We start from the raw sequence: 18,487 nt of genomic DNA, 5'->3' as shown, positions 1-18,487 counted from the left end.
GGTCAGCCTGCGTCGATGAGGGTCTGTTTGCCCGCCCCGAGTTCGCGCAGCAGGCCGGCAATCAAGTCCGGGGTCACGTTGAGGTGCTCGATCGTGTCGAGCTTGCCGGCAAACTCCCGTGCGGCGAGGCCGAGCAGAACTTGGGGTGGCAAGTCGCGATAGACCGCCATGTGCAGCTGTTCGGTTTCGGCGCGCGCGCCTTCCACCGTGCGAATCCGCAAGGCTTCGGCATCGGCCTCAACCTTGTTGGCATCGGCCACCCCTTGCGCCCGGTCACGGGCATTGTCGGCTTCCTCGGCGATGAGTTCTTTCTCGCGCCGGGCAAGCTCCACCCGGTTGGCGAGTTCGTTCTCGGCAATCGCGCGTTCCTTGTCGACTGCGAGCGCCCGCCTCTCGAATGTTGCCTGGTCGGCCTTTTGCTGGAGCGCCTCGAAAGTCGGGGTCTGGAGCGCGCGTTCGAGCTCGCTGCTCGGGGCGAGGTTTTGCAAGCGGACCGAAACCACCGCGATGCCCAATTCCTTCAGGTCCGGGCTGGCAACGAGGGCCTTTTCGAGCAAGGCACGCAGCGGATCGATCCCGGCATCAAGCAGTGCCCTGATGTCGGCCCCGGCGAGGTAGTCGAGCGCAGCCTGGCTGACGAGACCGGTAATCCGGGCTTCGATCTTCTCGAGCGGTTGCCCCTGGTGCTGACCGCCACGCAGCGAAATGGTGAAATCAATCCGTTCGGCGATCCGCTCGGGATCCTCGATCCGCCAGCCGATCGCGCCCTGGACATTGACTGCCTGGAAGTCGGCGCTGCGGCCTTTGACGAAGACCGTGGTCTCACGGTCGTCCATCGGCAGCTCGGCAATGCTGGCGACATCGGGCCGGAACCAGAAAACCAGTCCGCGACCGCTCTGGCGGACTTTCCCGGCGCGGTAGCGGATTACGTGATGGCTGGCATCGCTACGCAGCCGCGCCAGAAATCCAACGTTGGTGATATTGGCCATGTTCAATCTCCCTGATTGGGTTTGAGACGATAGAGTTCGGCGGGACGGTAAGAAGTCCCCTGTTCGCGCTCGCCGGTCCCCTCGATCCAGCCCTTGTCGAGCATCCGACGGCGAAAGGCCGGCTTGTTTAGCGACACTCCGAGGATGGCTTCGTGCACGTCTTGCAGCGCGCGCAAGGTGAAGAGCTCTGGCAGCAGGGCAAACGCGATGGTCGAGTAGTCGAGCTTGCCGCGCAGACGCTTGACCGCCGTGCCGAGGACTTCGGCGTGATCAAAGGCAAGATCGAGGTTTGCCCCACCGGCAGCGCTCGCTGAAACGGCGCCGCCGCGCTCACCAGGCCAAGGGACCTCAAGCCTGACTAGCTCAAGATCGCTGCGAGCCAACAATGCACGCGACAGCACTTCGAGCGGAAGCAGCGCGAAGTAGGCGACGGTGATGATCCGCATCCGCGGGTCGCGGGCCGGATCGCCGAAAGTGTAAAGCTGCTCAAGCCAGCCACCTGCGGGAAGACCGGTTTTGGCCAGCAGCACTCGTTCGGCCGCTTCATCAAGGCCTTCGTCAATGCCGACGAAGCCGCCGGGCGAGGCCCAGTGATCCTTGAACGGATGGTCGCCCCGCTGCTGAAGCAGGACCGCCAACTTGCCGTCGCGAACCGTCATGAGCACGAGATCCACCGTCATCGATGGATGCGGGAATGCTTTCGGATCGTAGCTCTGGAGGAATTCAGCTTCAGTCATGCCCACGACTCATATATTCGAGATGAACATATGATATGTGCAACTTAGATATATGTCAACTGTGTATTAGGTGACGGATTTGCGAAGCTGGATCGGGCTATGGTCCGTGGTCTTGGGAAGCTAGGGTGTGAAGGTCCCTGCAGGCTCGGCATAACTCTTAATGGAGCGCTCAGGCTGCTCGTGCCAGCCGATGTTGAAGGCCCAATAGGTCGGAAAGAAATAGAGCGAGGAATAGGGCAGGTGCTCGTGGATCCAGCGCGCCATAATCCGCCAATCGCCGCGCTCCTGGTGCTTCTCCCAGAAGCTCGGAACGACGACGCATGCCATTGCCCCCATGTGGCCCTTGGCATCGAGCCGATCCCAAATGTGTGCGGCGTAATTGCTCTCGTTTGAAGCGCAGGTGTAGCCGGCCTTCTTCTTGCGCTGCATCTCATTGCAGAACCCGTTGACCTCGCACGAGCGGTAGGCCGAGCGGATCGCGATCCGCCCCCACTTGTCCTGAAGCGGCTCCAGCAATTCCTCGCAGAGACGTTTGCCAGCCTTGATGGCTAGCTCCGGGTCGTCGGGCGCATTGTTGAGGCCATGGATCATCGCGACTTCGGAATAGAGCATGTCGCGCATGAAGAACGACTTCGACAGCTGCACCCGGCCGAGCTCAGTTAGCGCAGGCACGGTGCGGGCCGTGCCCAGCCGTTTAAACGGCCCTTCAATTACCTCAGCCACCCATGCGAGGCGCAAGTCGATTCCATCGCATTCTTTGGGGGCCGTGATTCTGCCATCGGTCGCTTGATCCAGGCCCATGGCTTCTACGAACGCGCGGTAGTCATCGAACCATGAGCGCTTCGGGCAAAAGCTCTGAACGATCATCACGGCATCACGCGCGCAATAGCGCCGCGCCTCGATCAGCGCCGAGGCGGTGCGGTGAATAAGCTGGTAGCGGATCGACCCAACTGCACCGGGATCTAGGTCAAGTAGACCACAAAGTCTCTTCAGGCGAGTTTGCCGAGTTTGCCGGTCTCCTTTCGGGTCCGAAAGCCATTCATCAACCGTTGGCCCGAACGTCTCGTCGACCTTGGCCTCGATCGCGAGAATTCCGAGCCTGCCATCGAGCCGAACGATCGCCATTAGATCGGTCTGACTTGGGCGCTGGCCATCTCCAAGGTCCACTGGCCGCTCAAGAAAGGCATCGAGAAGAGCGGCTCCGCGAAATCGCAGATCGGGCTCAAGTGCCGCCTTTATCGATTCAGGCAATGAATTTGCGGAGAACCACAGATCCGCAAGTGATTTAGCGGATCGCCCCGGCTGCCAATGGGTAGGCGAGCCAAGATGTGCAATTGCGTCCTCGGCCCGCAGCAAAGGGACGTGGAGTCGGCGAAGCGTTGTTTCGTTCTGCATACATGCCAGAGCTTCGCGGGAAGTCAGCACATGTCAATCAGCTGTCGGCATTTGTTCAATGGTGTTGGTTGCAGTGTCCGAACTCACACATAGATGGCCTCGCATTTATTCCGCATTTTTGCATACCCGCCGTACTTCAGGGTGACTGCTCGACCTCAGTGTTCCATGATTTTGGCTTCGGCCTTCGCATTTCGGCGAGGGACCAGTTATAAGACCCCCCATGACCGTGAACATCATTGTCGATGCAAACATCGTTCTGCACTATCGGAGAATTGACGAGATTGACTGGCCTGGTCTTGTCAGGTTTTCGCCGTGCAACATCGTGATCGTTCCCGCCTTGATGACGGAACTCGAGCGGAAAAAGGCAACCGCAAGTTCGCCAGTGATCCGCAAGCGCGCCGGTAAGGCCATCGAATTCCTGGTCGGAAAGATGGACGAGACTGACCCGATCGCCTTGCGGCCCAGTTGCACGCTAGTTTTCCATGACAATGAGCCGACGATCGATTTCGCAGCCAATCGCCTGTCGCCGGACGTCGATGACGATCGCTACATTGCCAGTTCCTTGGAGATTGCAGCCGAAACAAATGCATCGACCTACATTGCCTCAGGCGACGGTGGCCTCAAGCTCAAGTTGAGGTCGCGACCAGTCAACATTCTGACGCTGCCGGACGAGCTGCGTCTCGCGGATGAAGTAGATCCAGAAACGCAGGAATTGCGCAAGGCAAAACAAGAGCTTGAGCAGATCAAGACCTCTCGTCCGAAGCCGGTTGTGGGCTTTAACGGAGCCGAGAAGCTCAGGCTGGAATTTCCAGACCTGATCATTCCGAAGTTACCAACACTCGAGCAGGAAAAGCGCAAATTTCCGCTCAAGGAACCTTCGCCGCCGAAACCGCAGGTCGTGAATGCTTTCCCGAAGCTGACCAGCGGCATTGACATTGCAAACCTGAGTGGGCTGTCGGGCCTGTCTCTGGATCGTCAGAACGAAGCTCGACTTCGGTACTATGCTGCGTACGAGCAATATCTGGCGGACATGGAGCATTACCTCGATAGGATTTGCCGAATTGAGGAGGTTGAGTTTTACCTCTGGAATGACGGACTGGTCGCGGCCCACAACATTGAGGTGACAATCAGAGCACCAGAAGGGACCCATTGGATATCCCGCAGAGATCTGCCCAAAGCACCGAAGAAGCCAGAAGTACCGGGCACTACATCTTCATGGTTGGGACCAAACCTCTCGCCGCTTGCGTCGCTCAATCATGATATTCCTCATTTCTATGATGGCTCCGTGTCCATCAGCGATTCCGGTCAAGAAGTGAACTCGTCGTGCAAGGTTCTGAAGCCGAAATGTGGCTTGACCCTCGACAAGGCAACCATCGAGGTTCTTGATCGCCGACTGATCGGTGGTTCGAAGATTTTCAAGGCGAGCCTGTCTTATTCGGAGGGCGTCCCGATCGAATTCGAGCTTCCGTTCGAACTTGCCTCGATTGGGACAATAGACCACACCTCTTCTGGTTAGGCACTGGTCGCAGCAGACACTCAGTCAAGGCGCGATGCGATCCAGTCTTGGATCTCGTCTTCCGCCCATGCCACCGCATACCCGCCCAGTTGCACAGGTTTCGGAAACTTGCCCTCGGCCATCCAGCGGTAGATTGTCGAGCGGCCGAGACCGACGCGGTGCTGCACTTCCTTGAGGCGAATGAGCCGGGTCACGCGCTTCGGCTCGGGTGCGACGTCCAGATCCGCATCAGCCATGACGCCCTCCCACTCCAATGCCATGGCTATCACCCAGCTGCGCATCCTTGCGTTCCAGCTCGTCGATATGATCGGCGAGCAGCCGCGCCACTCGGTGCGCAGTGCCCTTGGCCCAGCGGGGTTTGACATCGTGGACCTGGTTGCCAAGCACCCGCTCGAGCGCGCCCGGTAGCTCGCCGATGAGCTCCTCGAAGAAGTTCGCGATGTCGGTCTGCAACCAGCGCGTGGTGAGGTCGCCGCCGGCACCGAGGAACAGCAGCAGTTGCGCGTGCGGCGCCATTCCGGCCGAAGCCAGGATGCGCAGAGCCTCGCCGACGCTTGGGCTTCGTTCTCCGGCCAGGGTGCGACGCAGGGCATCCTTGTGGATGTGGGTATCGCGCGCAATTTCGCAGCGGTTGCGGCCGCTTAGCTCCACTGCGGTGTGGAGTAAGCGAGCGAGATCACCGCGCGTCTGCGTCTCGCTGAGCATTGCCATGTCGATCATCGGGTTTCCTCCTTGTCTTGAATGATCGACTCGCTGGGTAAGCCCAGAGGAAGGGTGTAGGAAAACGAAAAGAACAAAAAAGGAACATATAGGACAGAGCGAATCACAGCGTCCATACGATTCGCGCAGAATCCGGCCGCTTGGACGCGGATCGCAGCACGCCGGGTGCGATATCCGGCCCGCGTGGCGCTTGGGGCGGCAGCATCCGCGCAGAAGCAGGCACCGACCCTCATCCATGTCGCTTTTTGCTTGGCGAGGCGGCCCAAATCGCTCGGCGCCATTTCCTACACGGGCTCTCCAAGGCCACGAAGAACAGACAGCGAACGGCTCGCCGCTTGCTGCTTCTTCAACCCTCGGAGTTCCTGCCCATGAATACCCCTCTGCAGCTTGCCCGGCGTCCCCGGCTCAAGGACTACATTGTCCCCGCCCTGGCCGCGCTGGCCTGTGCCGGTGCGGCCTATGCCGGCGCCGATACCACCTTCGACCCCGCGCTCGTCAAATTCACGGATTTCCTGGAAGGCTCGGGCGGCAAGATCATCACCGTGCTGAGCCTTGCGGGCGGCCTCATCGGCCTCGCATCGGGCCGCTTCACCCTCGGCCAGATCGCCGTTCCGGTTGGCGTCGGCATTGGCGTCGGCACCGGTGTGCCGATCGTCACCTCGGTCGTGACGGCGGTCATCTGAACAGCGGACCCGGTCACGGACAAGGAGGGCGGCACAATGGCCGACAGGTACCTCGTTCCCCAACGGCTCGACGACCCGGAGCTCATCGGCTTCTGGACCATTGACGAGTTCGCGGGGCTCTTGATCCCCTTCACCTGGGGGATCCTGGCGCAGCACATCTTCATCGGGATCGCTCTGTCCTTTGCGGCCTGGTTCGTCTTGCGGAAGGCGAAATCCGGAAACGCGGGCTCGGCGCTGGTGCATGCTGCCTACTGGTATCTGCCGGGTGGTCTTCTCGGACTGAAGGCCACGCCGCCCTCCCACTGCCGCCTGCTGGCCGGCTGAGGGAGACACGCGATGCGCGCAGAATTCGCTTACGAAGAGGCGCAGAAATACCTGCGCCAGCGCAACCAGCTGGCCCTGGTCGCCGGAGTGCTTGCGGTTACCACGCTCTTCGGCGTGGGGGCTGCCGCCACCCGGGACCGCGAGCTGGTGCTGGTGCCTGTCACCAGTGAACGTCTGGCGCTGTCGAGCGCCGGACCCGACGCGCACTACCTCGAGCTCGTCACCCGCGACACCGCGCTGATGTTGCTCAATCGAAGTCCGCAAGGGCTCGACTACTGGTTGGCCGAGATACTCAAGCTCGCCGATCCGGCAGCGCACGGTCAGCTCAAGGCCGAGCTCGTCAAGATCGTCGACGAGCAGCGCGGCTCGGACATCAGCCAGGCCTTCGTCATTCGCAAGATGGAGGTCGATCCTGCGGGCCTGACCTCGACTGTCACCGGCACGCTCAAGACCTTCGTCGGCGCGCAGGTGATCGCCAGCAATGATCGCAGCTTCCGCTTCCGTTGGACCAAGCGGGGCCTCGCCCTCGCGCTCACCGGCTTCGAGCAGCTGCAAGACCCTAGCCAGAAGGACTGACCACGCCCATGAGTTCTCTCACCCCCTGTCTATCGCCCGCGCTCGGCGGCGGTCTCGCCTGCTTCGGCCTTGGCGCGGCGCGCCGGATCGACCCCGGTTTCAAAGTGCTCGGCGCTGCGCTCAGCGTTCTCGCCTTCACGGCGAGCCCGGCGCTCGCCGACCAGTTCGTCGAGGTTGCCGACAACGCCCGGATCGACTGCGTGCTCTCTCGCGGCGAACTCACCCGCATTGCGCTGGTCGGCGACGGCTTTGCCAATGTCTCGAAGATCGCCAGCGCTTACCCCTACAACGATTTCACGGTCACCCATGAGCCGGTGCGCGGCGACATCTACATCTCGGTCCCGCCGCAGTTTGCCGCCGACCGGGTGAGCTTCTTTGCGACCAGCAAGGCGGGCTACGTCTACAAGTTCGCCTGCAAGACCGCGTCCCAGGAAGCGAGCCAGATCTTTGTCACCAACCCGGCGCTCAAAGCGCACGAGGCAGGAGACTGGGAGCAAGCCAGCGGCCCTGAGGACGCGGCGCTGCGTTTGATCGAGGCCATGGCTGGCGATGCGGTGCTGCCCGGTTTCTCGGCACGGACCGAACTCGGGCTCCCGCGCAAGACCGGCGGGATCGAGGTCCAGCTGGTCGCCGAATATGTCGGCGCCGAGCTCACTGGCCAGCGCTTCGTGCTGCGCAATCTCGGCAAGGAACCGCTTGATCTCGCTGCCGACCGCGAAGGCCCGGCTGGAACGATCGCCTTTGCTTATGGCCGCGACAAGCTCGGCCCGAACGAGGCGACCAGCGCCTTCCTCGTCTTCCGCAAAGGAGGGCTCGAATAATGGAAAACGAACCCAAATCCGCCCAGGCCCAAGGCTCCGCCGATCAGGCGGAAGCGGTTACCACCCCGGAAAGCCGCCGCGAACAAGGCCGGCGCAGTCTCAATCGGCAGATCGCGCAGCGCCAGAAGCTCCTCCTCGTCGGGGTCGGCGCGATCGCGCTGATCGGCGGCGCGACCTTCCTGTTCAGCGGCGATGAGACCAAACATGCCGGTGCTGCGGGCGATCCCGTCACGATCGACACCGGCGGGCTCGTCAATCGCAACCTCTCCGAGCGCGAATTCGTCGCGACCTACGGCAACCGCGCCGATGCGCAGGACCGCGAGATCAAGACGCTCAAGGAAGGCCAGGTGTCACGGCCGGAGCTCGAGCAGCAACTTGCCGCGCTCAAGAGCGAGAACGCGCAGATGCGCACCGACGGCCAGCACGCCATCGATGCCATCTCGGCCGAGAACACCGCGCTCAAGACCCAGCTCGACCAGGCGGCGCGCGCGCCGGCAACACCGGTCGCGCCGCCGCCCGCCTATGGGCCCGGTGCTGGCTCGGCTGCCAACGCGCGTTCGACAAATGCCGGGCCGGGTCCCGACGAGCAAAAGGTCAGCCTGATGAGCTTCGAGACCGGCAGTGCCGGCCCTAAGAAGCCCACCGCCGATAGCGCTGCTCCGCAGCTCCTGCTGCAGGACAGCCCGGACTACCTGCCGCCCAACTCCTATGCTCCCGCACGGGTGATCGTCGGCGTTGATGCTTCGACCGGTGTTGCCAGCCAGACCGATCCGCTCCCGGTCGTCCTCAGGATCACTGGTCCCGCGCGCTCGGTAATGCGCGGCGGAAGAGTGCTGACCACCGACCTTACCGGTTGCCTGGTCAACGGCGCGGCGCGCGGCGATCTCTCGAGCGAGAAGGTCTACGTCAAGCTCGCTCGCATGACCTGCGCGCAGCCGGGCGGTCGCTACGCGGTCAGCGAGGTCAAGGGCTTCATCAGCTTTGCCGGCAAGTCGGGCGTGCGCGGCCGGGTGGTCAGCCGCGAGGGCAGCCTGATCGGCCAGGCGCTGATCGCCGGGATCGTCGGCGGGTTTGGCCGCGGGTTCTCGGCCAACGCCAACTCGGTCTTCACCCAGACCACCGGCGCGGACGGCAAGCGCCAGGCGCTCTCGCCGACCGACATCCTCTCCGGAGGTTTCGGCCAGGGCGCAGGCGAAGCCGCCGATACGGTGAGCAAGTACCTCATCGAACGCGCCGAACAATACCAACCCGTCGTCGAGATGCCGACCGGCATCGAGGTCGAGATCGTCTTTCTCGACGGCGTTCACGTCAGGAGCAATACGAAATGAACTACACGAATTCCAAACCGGATTTGAAGGCCCGGGCGGCTACCGCCGCACTTGCCCTTGCGGGGACCTTGACCGTGCTCAGTCTTGGGGTCGCGACGCTGACCTCCGAGCCTGCGCTCGCGAGCGAAGTGACCGCAAATGTGCGCGCTGCGCTCGCTGCGCGCCTCCCCAAGACGCCGATCGATGCGCTCACCTGCGAGGGTTTCGGCGGACTGTGCGAAGTGGTTTCAGGCAAGACCCTGTTCTACGTCGATCAGGCCGCGCGCTACCTCGTCGTCGGCCGGCTCTATGACATGGAGACGCGCAGCGACGTCACTGCCGCGCGGCTGCTCGAGCTCAACCCCGATCTCATCGCCGCGGGCGGCGCGCGCGCGGGCAAGCAAGGTGACGATCACGGTGACGAGCAACCCCAGGCCGCTCCCACCCAAGTCGATCTAAACACGCTCCCGGCCGACGGTGCGATCCATTGGGGCAATCCCGCTGCTCCCAAGGTCGTGGTCTTCTCTGACTTCCAGTGTGGTTACTGCCAGCGCTTGACCGGCGAGCTCACCAAGGCCGGGGTCCACGTCGAAGAGCGCCCGATCTCGATCTTCGGCGCAAAGAGCCGGGCCTTGTCCGAGGCAGTGCTTTGCGCGCTCGATCCAGCCGAGGCGCTGCACCAGGCCTATGCGGGCCAGGCCCCGAACCCGCGCAAGGGCTGCAAGGCCAAGGGACTTGATGCCAATGAGACCTTTGCCAAGGCCAATCGGTTCAACGGCACCCCGGTGATGGTCCGCCCGAGCGACGGCGCGGTGCTCCAGGGCTACCGCCCCGCTGCGGAAATCCGCCGCTTCCTCGGTCTCGACCAGAATAAGGGAGGCCGCTGATGGGCAAGATCGCCATCCATCGTCCGCTGGCGCTCGTCGCTCTCGTGCTCGCCAGTTCCGGCTGCGCCATGCTCGGCGGCAACGTCAAAGGCAGCTTCAGCTGCAAGGCGCCTGCGGGCGACTGCGCACCGACTTCGGTGATCGACGAACGCGCGACCCGCGCCGCCATCAACGAGACGGTGACAACGCTCGCCGAGCACCGCGTCGAGCACCCGGCCGACCGTGGCCCTGGCGCCGACCGGCTCAAGGTCGTGCTCGCCGCCTTCCGCGATGCGCAAGGCCGCACCCACGAAGCGCGGATCGTCGAAGTGCCGCTACCCGATCCGATCGGCAAGCACTTCAAGGATCCGGCGAGCCGGCGCGAAGTTGCCCATGCGCTCGCCCGCGTGGTCGCGGCCGCGCGGCAGCCGCAAGACCCAGTGGCGCCAGTACCCGATCCCGAACCGACCATCTCCGCCTTGCCGGACGTGCTGACTGCCCCCTCGCAGCACGCTCCGGCCGGGGGACCCGGCCCCTCCCTCAGCCCCAGCCGGGTCCCCCACCTTGACCATCCGGCCGAAGCGCCAGTCGCAACCGAAAGTCCGAAGCCATGACCTATTCGCTCGCCAAGGCCCGCGACGCGCTGATGGGCTCGCTCTTTGCAGACACGGCCGCGGCCGAGAAGCCGCGCGCGGGCTTCGCGCTCGACATGCTCTCCGATTGGCTGCCGTACCGGGTCTACGACGAGAGCGCCGGGCTCTACCGCAATGCGCGTTCGAAGGGCTTCGTCCTCGAAGTCACCCCGCTGATCGGCGCCGACGAGCGCACCGGCGAGATCCTCGGGCAGTTCTTCTCCGAAGGGCTGCCCGAGGGGGCCTGTCTTCAGGTGCTCAACTTCGCCAGCCCGCGCATCGGGCAGGTCGTCTCGCCGTGGTTCGCCACGCGCTACGAGCAGGGCGGTATCTACGAGGCGATCGCCCGCGAGCGGATCGCGCGGTTCTACGACCTCGTCTGGGAAAGCGGTTCGGCCCATGCCCCGTTCCATGTCCGCAGCACCCGGCTGATCGTTTCGCTGGGCGTGCCAGAGGGCAGCCGCGTCAGCGATGCCGAACTGGCCGAGTGCCGCGAAGGGCTCTTGGGCCTGATCCATTCGCTCGGGCTCGAAGCCCATGCGCTCCGGCCTTCGGCCTTGATCGGCCTGGTCGACGAGCTCACTTCGCCGACCACCGCGCGCGAGCCCGAGCCCAACCATTGGAACCCGCTTGAGCGACTCGACGTCCAGGCAATCCGCGGCGACATCGAGCTTGAGGTCGAAGACGACCGCCTGGTCTTGAGGACCGAGCGGTTCCGCGAACTAGGGCGTGATGCGGCCGGCCACCCCCAAGTTGGCGAGTGCCTCCCCGACAGCTTCGACCTCCGGCATTTTGCGGTGCGTTCGTTCCCCGAACGCTGGGCGCCGTGGGAATGCGCGCGGCTGATCGGCGACATGTTCACCGACAAGCTGCGCTTTCCTTGCCCGACCGCGACCATGCTGTGCCTGGTCTATCCCGATCAGGAGGCGGCTTCGGCGCGCGCTGGCTACAAGTTCATGCGCACGACCAGCCTCAGCCAGACCAAGAGCGCGCGCTTCCTGCCCAAGCTCGCTGACCAGTCGGCTGAATGGCGCCATGTCCAAAACGAACTCCAGGCCGGCAAGAAGCTGGTCAAGCTGTTCTACGGGCTCACCAGCTATTCGCCGCTCGGGCAAGGCGACGCGCACGAGCGGGTGATCAAAGCGATCTTCAAGGCCGCGGGCTGGGATCTCACCGACGAGCGGTTCCTTCAGCTCCAAGGCCTGGTCGCGGCCTTTCCGCTCAGCCTCGCTGATGGTCTCGCCGACGACATGCAGCGCTTGAAGCGCCTGCGCACCATGCTCTCGACCACGGCGGCGAACATTGCGCCGATGCAGGGCGAGTACCTCGGCCGCGCGGTTCCACACCTGCTGCTTGTTGGCCGCCGGGGCCAGCCATTCTGGTGGTCGCCGTTCGAGAACGGCGCGGGCAACCACAACATCGCGATCTGCGGCAAGTCGGGGTCGGGCAAGTCAGTTCTGCTCCAGGAACTCTGCGCCGCGCTGCGCGGTGCGGGCGCCAAGGTCGTGGTGATCGACGATGGCCGTTCGTTCGAGCACTCGGTCAAGCTCCAGGGCGGGCGCTTTGTCGAGTTCACGCTCGCCGCCGGGTTCTCGCTCAATCCCTTCTCGATGGTCGACGATGCCCGCGCCGAAGCCGACGAGGATTACAAGCTCGACTGCTTTGCGATGATCAAGGCGATCATCGGCCAGATGGCGCGCCACGACGACAAGCCCAGCGACACCGAGCGCGGGCTGATCGACCGGGCAGTCACCACCGTCTGGAATACGCTCGGCAGCGGCGGCAGCATCGACGACATCGCCGCGGCGCTTGGGCTTGGCGGCGGCGAGCTCGGCACGAACCTCGCAACCGCGATCGCGCCCTATTGCCGCGGCGGCTCATATGGCGGGTTCTTCTCCGGCAAGGCCAGCTTCGCGCTCGATGACGATTTCACGGTCTTCGAGATGAGCGATCTCGCGAGCCGGGAGGAGCTCAGAAGCGTCGTGCTCTCGGCGATCATGTTCATGACTGGCCAGGCGATGACGCGGACATCGCGCAGCACCCGCAAGCTGCTGCTGATCGACGAGGCCTGGTCGATGCTGCGCGGTGGGTCGATGGGCGAGTTCGTCGAGACCTATGCCCGCACGGCACGCAAGTACGGCGGTGCGCTCGCGACCGCGACCCAGTCGCTCAACGACTACTACAAGTCGGATGGCGCGCGCGCCGCGCTCGAGAACAGCGACTGGATGCTGATCCTCCAGCAGAAGGCTGAGACGATTGCCGATTTCCGGCAGAGTTCCCGGCTCGACATGGACGACCGAACCGAGACCCTGATCCGGTCTTTGAAGCGCTCGGGCGCGGAATACTCGGAGATCTTCATCAAGGGTCCCGAGACCGAGGCAGTCGGCCGCCTGGTGCTCGATCCGCTCTCGGCAACGATCTTCTCCTCCGATCCCGACACCTATGCCGCGATCCAGGCGCTCGAGGCGCGGGGCATGCCGCTCGCCGATGCGATCCGCAAGGTCGCCGGCCTTGCGCAGGGAGCGCGCTGATGCCTTTCCATCAAACGCCCTTCGACCACATCGGCGACTGGTCGCCGTCGATCCAGCTGCTGCCCTTCCTCCAGGGGACCTGCTTTGTCCTGATCGAGGCCGCGCGCTTCGCGGTCTCGAGCCTGCTGATCGTGCTCGGCGTGCCGCTGTTCCTCTTTCTGCTTCTCGCTGGCTGGGACCTGTCGCTGCTCTTCGCCCAGCTCCAGAACCTCGCAGAGCACTACCGCGACGCCGACGCGCTGCGGCGGCTTGGCTTCTCGCAGGATCTGCAGGGCGCGTTCCTGATCCTGACCCTCGGCGTGCTGCTGCTGCGTGGCCCCCGGTTCCTGCAGCGCCTCGAACTGGCTCTCGCTCCCACCAATTCCAAGGAGGCCGACAATGGCTAAGCCAAGCCTATTACAATCCTTTAATCGTCCACTCGTCCTGCGTCTCAGCGCGGTCCTGCTCCTGGTCGGCCTCCTGCTCTGGGGCGTATGGGTGAGCCGCGAACTGGCGCGTCCGCGCGAACAAATCGTCACGGTGCGCCTCGCGGAAACCATAGCGCGCTTCGTCGATGCCGAGGCACGCGCGCAGAAGGATCCCCAAGAAGGCCAAGCCCGCACGCTCGCCTACCTCAAGGCGGCCGAAGCTGCGGTCCAGGACATGGGCACGGGCGGCCGGGTGGTGCTGGTCGCCGAGGCAGTGCTGGCCGGTGAGGTGCCGGACGCAACCCCCGAGCTCGAGCGGCGGATTGCCGCGCGGCTGAGCCCGGAGAAGCACCCGTGACCCAGCGACTTGCCGCTCTTGCCCGGGCACTGGGGCGCCCGCTAATCCTCACCGGCCTGGTCGCCTTGCCCTTCGCCTGGGCGCCGCTTGCGGCCTTCGGCGAGACTCATGCTTTCCTGATCAACACCAGCCCGAGCCTGCCCAACTGGGCCTTCTGGCTCGACAAGTCGGCGCCAATCGCGGCCGGCAGCCTGATCTTCTTTGAACCGCCGGCCTCGCCGCTGCTCGACCGGCACTTCGGCAAAGGGCCGCACATGTTTGGCAAGCGCGTCCTCGGCCTGCCGGGCGACCAGGTGAGCCACCAGGGGGCGAACGTCCTGATCAACGGACACAAAGTCGCGGTGCGGCTTTCGCGCACGCGGCTCGGCGAAACGCTCAACCCAGGACCCGAAGGCGAGATCCCGCGCGGCTGCTACTACGTCGGCAGCGACCATCCCCGCGGCTTCGACAGCCGCTACGCCGAGGTCGGCTATGCCTGCCGGGGCCAGATTGTCGGCAGCGGAAGGGCAATCCTGTGAGGCGCGCGCTTCTCCTGCCACTCGCGCTTATGCTGGCGAGCACGGCCCAGGCCCGCGACTATGGCCAACAGGGTACGGTCTTCCCGGTAATCGAGCGTGACCTGCTCGAGCAGATCCACGCACGGCTCACCGCCATGGAAAAGTCCGGCGAGACCGCGCGGCTTAACCAGGAATTGAAGCGGCGGACAGTGGCCCGGGTCGAGCGGCCCGAACCGGTCGCCGGGCTGGTTCGCGCCGAAGCCGCGCGCAAGTGGGCCTTCGATCCGACGATCACGCTGGAGACCGATATTCGAGGGCCCAAGGGCGAGCTCATCCATGCGCGCGGGACGCGGGTAAACCCGCTCGACAGCGTGCCGCTGCGCTCCGAGCTGTTGTTCTTCGATGGCGACGATCCCGATCAGCTCGCCTGGGCGCTCCGCCAGTCGCCGAATGCCAAGCTTATTCTCGTGCGCGGCGCGCCGCTCGAACTGATGAAGGCCCGCCAGCGCCGGTTCTACTTTGACCAGGGCGGCAAGCTCAGCACTCATTTCGCCATCCGTGCCGTGCCAGCGCGCGTGCGCCAACAGGGCCGCCTGCTCGAAGTGAGCGAGATCGTCCTCCCCAACGCCAAGGGATCCCGTCCATGAAGAGGCTTCATAAGATCGCCGCGACCGCGCTGGGAGCGCTGGGTCTGGCGCTGGCCAGTCCGGCCAACGCCGCTGCCGGGCCGGGCCGCTGCACGGGCAGCTTCGTCAACCCAATCACGGACATCTGCTGGTCATGCCTGTTTCCGATCTCGGTCGGCGGGCTCAAGATCTGGCCTTCGAACCGGCCCGATCCCGACAACCCCGACCTGCCGCTGTGCCTGTGCGGCCTGCGCCCAGGGATCGCCATGGGGTTCTGGGAGCCGGTCCGGCTCGCCGATGTCAGCATGAAGCCGTGGTGCTTCGTCAATCTTGGCGGCATGAAGCTCGACCCCGGGTTCGACATCGGCTTCCGCTCGATCAAGGGGCCCTCGGCCGTGGGCGGGGCAAGCCAGAACTATTCGAGCTGGCACGTCCACTGGTACGCCTACCCACTGATCTACTGGATGGAGATAGTCGCCGACTTCCTCTGCCTTGAATCTGGCTCGATCGACATTCTCTACATCTCCGAGATCGACCCGCTCTGGCAGGACAGCGAGCTCACCGCGATCATCAACCCCGAGGCTGTGCTGTTCGCCAATCCGCTGGCGCTCGCGGCCTGCGCAGCGGACTGCGTGTCCTCGACGGTCAAGCTGCCGATCGACGAGATGTTCTGGTGCGCAGGTTGCCAGGGCTCGATGTACCCGATGAACGGCAACGTCTCGGCCTCGATCGGCCACGTCCAGGCCTCGCGGCTCGTGCTGTCGCGCTTTGCCTACAAGCTCCACCGCGAGCTCGTCGCCTGGGGCACGATGGGCGGCAAGGGACTTTGCGGCAAGTACCTGATGCCGGTGATGCGCAAACAGCAATACCGCTTCCAGGCCACCAATCCGAACCCGGCGACCAAGGGGCGCTATGCCTGCCCTCCGATCGGTGCCGCCACCACCTTTCAATCGGCCGGACAGGTCATCCCCGCGATCGGCGAGGACATGGGCTACCTCGTCTGGCGCAAGCGGAACTGCTGCGCGCTATGAACCGGAAACTCTTGTCTATCCCGCTCGCTGCGGGGATCTCGCTCGCCGGTCTTGCGCTCGCCCAAAGCGCGCCCGACGACATCGATCTTGCGGCAATTCGCGCCAACGCCGCGCAGCATGCCGAAGATGCCGAGGCGCTCGCCGCCACGGTTCGCCGCCGGGCCGAGGCGGTGCAGGACCAGGCGGTGCAAAGCCAGGGCGAAGCACAAGCGATCGCGGCGCGCTATGCCGAGAGCCTGCCGCCCTTGGCGCAAACGAGCGACACTTTCGACTTCGAAGCCATGGTCAAGAGCCGCGCAGAGGCGGAGAAGGCGCCGCTTTCCCAAGGCCCGCGCTTCATCGCCTTTGCCAGCCTGTCGATGCCGCCCGAAGCCTTGAAGGCGCTGGTCCGTGACATGGGCCGCGCGGGCGGGGTCACGGTGCTGCGCGGGTTTCCGGCAGGCGATGCCGCGCGGTTCAAGCAGACCCTGGCGGCGATCTGGCAAGGCGCGGACGCTCCGGCCGCGCTCGGGATCGACCCACGGTTGTTTCGCGCCTTTCACATCGATGCGGCGCCGAGCTTTGTCATGACGGCGAGCGACTTCGCGCCCTGCGACGGCTTCGACTGCCGCGACGCGCCGCCGCCGCATGACCGGCTCACCGGCAATGTCACGGTGGGTCAGGTGCTCGAGACCTTTAGCGAAGGCGGCGGCCCGGGCGCCGCGCTCGCCCGCCTGCATCTCGCCCGGCTCCAGCAGGGAGAGGACTGATGAAGGGCTATCTTAAACCACTTCTGGCTGCGCTGCTCGTCGCCATTGCCGCTCCGGTGGCAGCGCAGACCACCACGGACGCCAAGTCCGACGGCAAGGCGTTCGGGTCAGCGATCATCGGCCGCGCCAAGGACGCGGCGACGACCGCGCCAGACGCTTCGCGTGTGCCGGGGTTCGATCCCGCCGCGACCCAGGGCCTCGAAGATCTCGCCAACAATCCTGACCGGATCGAGGGGGCTGCGCGAAGCGCGGCGACGAACAATACCGCGGTGCGCGCGATCGAGGACAGCATGCGCAGCCGCGCGAAATTCTCGCCCCAGGAGATCCAAAGCATCCTGGCGCGGTCGGGCGCGATCAGCGAGACCCCGCTCGACTACACCAGCGGCATGTCGGTCTCGGGATCAAAGGGCAATTGCGTCCCCCTGCCGCCCGGCACGGGCTCGGTCGGCACCTACATGGCGACCTGCAACACCGGCTACACCGCCGAACAGAAGACCGCGACCTGCCAGGTCACACTCGATGCCAGCGTCAATACTGTCACCGACTACCTGTACTACTGCACCGATACCAACGGCGAATGCGACCTATTTCAGGTGCCGACCTGCCAGCATACCGGCTCCCACCCGGGCAGGTGCCTCCAAGGTATCGACACGCTTTACGGCTACAAGTGCTTCGAACCCGGTGATCCGGTCGACGAATACACCTGCACGGCACCTGTTGCTGGCCAAACACCCGTCAGGACCTCGTCTCGCCAGGTGGTCACCGCCACCAAGAACGAAAGCCAGTGTTCGCCGCTCGCAAGCGACATCAATTGCGCACTCGAGACCGAGACATGCACCGATAGCGACCCGGTCACCCGGATCGTCGACGGTGTGGCAGTAACCCAGCCCTGCTGGGCCTGGCAGCGCGGTTATACCTGCACGATCAAGACCGCAGGCAACGACTGCGGCACGCTCGAGGCCAATGGTGCCTGCCATTTCGTGCGCGAGGATTGCCTGACCGACGATGTGCCGTGCTCGACTGCAGAGCGAGTCTACGAATGCCCGGTCCCGGCCGGACAGAACACCGGGCAGCAATATGTCTGCGACGGCGATGTCTACTGCATCGACGGCTCATGCGAGACCATCCAACGCGCGGCCAATGACGAGTTCAAGGATGCGGTCGTGGCGCTGAGCGCCATGGACCAGGCGCGCCGTGAATTCGATCCTGCGACCATGACCCTGTTCAAGGGCAAGCGTGAGACCTGTTCGTCCAAGGTCTTCGGGATCCTCAATTGCTGCAAGGGTAAGGGATTTCCGCTGATCCCCGGGATCCAGCTCCTCGTCATGCTCGGCTGCAACCGCGAGGAAGTCTTGCTCCATGAGCGCGATGTCCAGGGGCTCTGCGCCTACGTCGGCACCTATTGCTCGTCCTCTTTCCTCGGGGTCTGCCTGACCAAGAAGAAGGTCTATTGCTGCTTTGAGTCGAAGCTCAGCCGCATCCTCCAGGAACAGGGCCGCGCGCAGCTGCCCAAGCCGTGGGACAAACCCAAGACCGAGCAGTGCCTCGGCTTCACGCTCGATGAATTCGCCCGGCTCGATCTCAGCCGCATGGATTTCTCCGAAGTCTATGCCGAGTTCACCGACGCCGCGTGGCTTCCCGACGAGCTCCAGACCTCCGAGCTGATCCAGCAGAAAATCCGCGACTACTATGAAAGGAGCAGCCAGTGAGCGCGCTTCGCAA

Annotated in this window: 21 protein-coding genes; 16 read left to right on the top strand and 5 right to left on the bottom strand. The window is 64.3% G+C overall.

The features are described 5' to 3' along the window. Positions 1-2 precede the first annotated feature (2 nt). The 3 genes from GRI59_RS01865 to GRI59_RS15750 all read right to left on the bottom strand — a co-directional run bounded on the left by GRI59_RS01865 (position 3) and on the right by GRI59_RS15750 (position 3,121). Positions 3-989 carry an SPFH domain-containing protein gene (locus GRI59_RS01865; RefSeq protein ID WP_160759499.1) on the bottom strand — a complete coding sequence of 329 codons (987 nt, stop codon included), beginning with the start codon at positions 987-989 and terminating at the stop codon, positions 3-5. Between the two features lie 2 nt (positions 990-991). Then, on the bottom strand, positions 992-1,726 hold the full coding sequence (locus GRI59_RS01860) for an NUDIX hydrolase (RefSeq protein WP_160759498.1): 735 nt from the start codon (positions 1,724-1,726) through the stop codon (positions 992-994). 120 nt (positions 1,727-1,846) lie between these two features. After that, positions 1,847-3,121 carry a DUF6946 family protein gene (locus GRI59_RS15750; protein ID WP_237440638.1) on the bottom strand — a complete coding sequence of 425 codons (1,275 nt, stop codon included), beginning with the start codon at positions 3,119-3,121 and terminating at the stop codon, positions 1,847-1,849. Positions 3,122-3,341: 220 nt separating this feature from the next. Between GRI59_RS15750 and GRI59_RS01850 the strand changes: the two genes are divergently transcribed. After that, positions 3,342-4,637 (top strand): hypothetical protein, encoded by a 1,296-nt coding sequence (locus GRI59_RS01850; protein WP_160759497.1) that lies wholly within the window; start codon positions 3,342-3,344, stop codon positions 4,635-4,637. A 20-nt stretch (positions 4,638-4,657) separates the two neighbouring features. Here the strand turns inward: GRI59_RS01850 and GRI59_RS01845 are convergent, their stop codons facing one another. Together GRI59_RS01845 and GRI59_RS01840 are read right to left on the bottom strand one after the other, a co-directional pair. Next, positions 4,658-4,873, bottom strand: coding sequence for a helix-turn-helix transcriptional regulator (locus GRI59_RS01845; protein ID WP_160759496.1), 216 nt, complete (start codon positions 4,871-4,873; stop codon positions 4,658-4,660). Further along, the gene (locus GRI59_RS01840; protein ID WP_160759495.1) at positions 4,866-5,357 is read right to left on the bottom strand and encodes a hypothetical protein; all 492 of its coding nucleotides are present in this window, start codon (positions 5,355-5,357) and stop codon (positions 4,866-4,868) included. Before GRI59_RS01840 ends, GRI59_RS01845 begins: the two co-directional genes overlap by 8 nt. 368 nt (positions 5,358-5,725) lie before the next feature. Between GRI59_RS01840 and GRI59_RS01835 the strand changes: the two genes are divergently transcribed. The 15 genes from GRI59_RS01835 to GRI59_RS01765 all read left to right on the top strand — a co-directional run bounded on the left by GRI59_RS01835 (position 5,726) and on the right by GRI59_RS01765 (position 18,474). Continuing rightward, positions 5,726-6,040 carry a hypothetical protein gene (locus tag GRI59_RS01835; RefSeq protein WP_160759494.1) on the top strand — a complete coding sequence of 105 codons (315 nt, stop codon included), beginning with the start codon at positions 5,726-5,728 and terminating at the stop codon, positions 6,038-6,040. 36 nt (positions 6,041-6,076) lie between these two features. Further along, positions 6,077-6,364 (top strand): type IV conjugative transfer system protein TraL, encoded by a 288-nt coding sequence (gene traL, locus GRI59_RS01830; RefSeq protein ID WP_160759493.1) that lies wholly within the window; start codon positions 6,077-6,079, stop codon positions 6,362-6,364. Between the two features lie 12 nt (positions 6,365-6,376). Then, on the top strand, positions 6,377-6,940 hold the full coding sequence (locus tag GRI59_RS01825; protein ID WP_160759492.1) for a type IV conjugative transfer system protein TraE: 564 nt from the start codon (positions 6,377-6,379) through the stop codon (positions 6,938-6,940). An 8-nt stretch (positions 6,941-6,948) separates the two neighbouring features. Then, a complete protein-coding gene (locus tag GRI59_RS01820; protein WP_160759491.1) occupies positions 6,949-7,761 on the top strand; it encodes a type-F conjugative transfer system secretin TraK in 813 nt (270 codons plus the stop codon). Further along, a complete protein-coding gene (locus tag GRI59_RS01815) occupies positions 7,761-9,089 on the top strand; it encodes a TraB/VirB10 family protein (protein WP_160759490.1) in 1,329 nt (442 codons plus the stop codon). Before GRI59_RS01820 ends, GRI59_RS01815 begins: the two co-directional genes overlap by 1 nt. Beyond that, positions 9,086-9,955: a DsbC family protein gene (locus GRI59_RS01810; RefSeq protein WP_160759489.1), complete on the top strand. Its 870-nt coding sequence runs from the start codon at positions 9,086-9,088 to the stop codon at positions 9,953-9,955. The genes GRI59_RS01815 and GRI59_RS01810 overlap by 4 nt, the downstream gene beginning before the upstream one ends. Next, positions 9,955-10,548 carry a hypothetical protein gene (locus GRI59_RS01805; RefSeq protein ID WP_202390846.1) on the top strand — a complete coding sequence of 198 codons (594 nt, stop codon included), beginning with the start codon at positions 9,955-9,957 and terminating at the stop codon, positions 10,546-10,548. The genes GRI59_RS01810 and GRI59_RS01805 overlap by 1 nt, the downstream gene beginning before the upstream one ends. Continuing rightward, entirely contained in the window at positions 10,545-13,097 is a 2,553-nt protein-coding gene (gene traC / locus GRI59_RS01800; RefSeq protein ID WP_160759488.1) for a type IV secretion system protein TraC, read from the top strand. The genes GRI59_RS01805 and traC overlap by 4 nt, the downstream gene beginning before the upstream one ends. Further along, a complete protein-coding gene (locus GRI59_RS01795; RefSeq protein WP_160759487.1) occupies positions 13,097-13,483 on the top strand; it encodes a hypothetical protein in 387 nt (128 codons plus the stop codon). The genes traC and GRI59_RS01795 overlap by 1 nt, the downstream gene beginning before the upstream one ends. Positions 13,484-13,574: 91 nt before the next feature. Further along, the gene (locus GRI59_RS01790; RefSeq protein WP_419866782.1) at positions 13,575-13,862 is read left to right on the top strand and encodes a TrbI F-type domain-containing protein; all 288 of its coding nucleotides are present in this window, start codon (positions 13,575-13,577) and stop codon (positions 13,860-13,862) included. After that, a complete protein-coding gene (locus tag GRI59_RS01785; protein WP_160759485.1) occupies positions 13,859-14,380 on the top strand; it encodes a S26 family signal peptidase in 522 nt (173 codons plus the stop codon). The genes GRI59_RS01790 and GRI59_RS01785 overlap by 4 nt, the downstream gene beginning before the upstream one ends. Continuing rightward, positions 14,377-15,006 carry a type-F conjugative transfer system protein TraW gene (traW, locus tag GRI59_RS01780; RefSeq protein WP_337190217.1) on the top strand — a complete coding sequence of 210 codons (630 nt, stop codon included), beginning with the start codon at positions 14,377-14,379 and terminating at the stop codon, positions 15,004-15,006. The genes GRI59_RS01785 and traW overlap by 4 nt, the downstream gene beginning before the upstream one ends. Further along, complete coding sequence (gene traU / locus GRI59_RS01775; RefSeq protein WP_160759483.1) at positions 15,003-16,016, top strand: conjugal transfer pilus assembly protein TraU; 1,014 nt, start codon at positions 15,003-15,005, stop codon at positions 16,014-16,016. The genes traW and traU overlap by 4 nt, the downstream gene beginning before the upstream one ends. After that, positions 16,013-16,765 carry a type-F conjugative transfer system pilin assembly protein TrbC gene (locus tag GRI59_RS01770; RefSeq protein WP_160759482.1) on the top strand — a complete coding sequence of 251 codons (753 nt, stop codon included), beginning with the start codon at positions 16,013-16,015 and terminating at the stop codon, positions 16,763-16,765. The genes traU and GRI59_RS01770 overlap by 4 nt, the downstream gene beginning before the upstream one ends. Next, positions 16,765-18,474: a conjugal transfer protein TraN gene (locus tag GRI59_RS01765; protein ID WP_160759481.1), complete on the top strand. Its 1,710-nt coding sequence runs from the start codon at positions 16,765-16,767 to the stop codon at positions 18,472-18,474. Before GRI59_RS01770 ends, GRI59_RS01765 begins: the two co-directional genes overlap by 1 nt. The last annotated feature ends 13 nt before the right edge of the window (positions 18,475-18,487 follow it).

Source organism: Erythrobacter ramosus (assembly GCF_009828055.1).
Taxonomy (GTDB): domain Bacteria; phylum Pseudomonadota; class Alphaproteobacteria; order Sphingomonadales; family Sphingomonadaceae; genus Erythrobacter; species Erythrobacter ramosus.
Note: the sequence above shows the minus strand (reverse complement) of the source record. Positions and strands in the feature narration are given on the sequence as shown.

Coding starts and splice junctions, on each gene's coding strand:
- GRI59_RS01835 (WP_160759494.1), top strand. CDS start 5,726: ATGAATACCCCTCTGCAGCTTGCCCGGCGTCCCCGGCTCAAGGACTAC.
- traC (WP_160759488.1), top strand. CDS start 10,545: ATGACCTATTCGCTCGCCAAGGCCCGCGACGCGCTGATGGGCTCGCTC.
- GRI59_RS01845 (WP_160759496.1), bottom strand. CDS start 4,873: ATGGCTGATGCGGATCTGGACGTCGCACCCGAGCCGAAGCGCGTGACC.
- GRI59_RS01770 (WP_160759482.1), top strand. CDS start 16,013: ATGAACCGGAAACTCTTGTCTATCCCGCTCGCTGCGGGGATCTCGCTC.
- GRI59_RS01860 (WP_160759498.1), bottom strand. CDS start 1,726: ATGACTGAAGCTGAATTCCTCCAGAGCTACGATCCGAAAGCATTCCCG.
- traU (WP_160759483.1), top strand. CDS start 15,003: ATGAAGAGGCTTCATAAGATCGCCGCGACCGCGCTGGGAGCGCTGGGT.
- GRI59_RS01820 (WP_160759491.1), top strand. CDS start 6,949: ATGAGTTCTCTCACCCCCTGTCTATCGCCCGCGCTCGGCGGCGGTCTC.
- GRI59_RS15750 (WP_237440638.1), bottom strand. CDS start 3,121: ATGCAGAACGAAACAACGCTTCGCCGACTCCACGTCCCTTTGCTGCGG.
- GRI59_RS01840 (WP_160759495.1), bottom strand. CDS start 5,357: ATGATCGACATGGCAATGCTCAGCGAGACGCAGACGCGCGGTGATCTC.
- GRI59_RS01765 (WP_160759481.1), top strand. CDS start 16,765: ATGAAGGGCTATCTTAAACCACTTCTGGCTGCGCTGCTCGTCGCCATT.
- GRI59_RS01865 (WP_160759499.1), bottom strand. CDS start 989: ATGGCCAATATCACCAACGTTGGATTTCTGGCGCGGCTGCGTAGCGAT.
- GRI59_RS01810 (WP_160759489.1), top strand. CDS start 9,086: ATGAACTACACGAATTCCAAACCGGATTTGAAGGCCCGGGCGGCTACC.
- GRI59_RS01850 (WP_160759497.1), top strand. CDS start 3,342: ATGACCGTGAACATCATTGTCGATGCAAACATCGTTCTGCACTATCGG.
- GRI59_RS01795 (WP_160759487.1), top strand. CDS start 13,097: ATGCCTTTCCATCAAACGCCCTTCGACCACATCGGCGACTGGTCGCCG.
- GRI59_RS01805 (WP_202390846.1), top strand. CDS start 9,955: ATGGGCAAGATCGCCATCCATCGTCCGCTGGCGCTCGTCGCTCTCGTG.
- GRI59_RS01825 (WP_160759492.1), top strand. CDS start 6,377: ATGCGCGCAGAATTCGCTTACGAAGAGGCGCAGAAATACCTGCGCCAG.
- GRI59_RS01815 (WP_160759490.1), top strand. CDS start 7,761: ATGGAAAACGAACCCAAATCCGCCCAGGCCCAAGGCTCCGCCGATCAG.
- traL (WP_160759493.1), top strand. CDS start 6,077: ATGGCCGACAGGTACCTCGTTCCCCAACGGCTCGACGACCCGGAGCTC.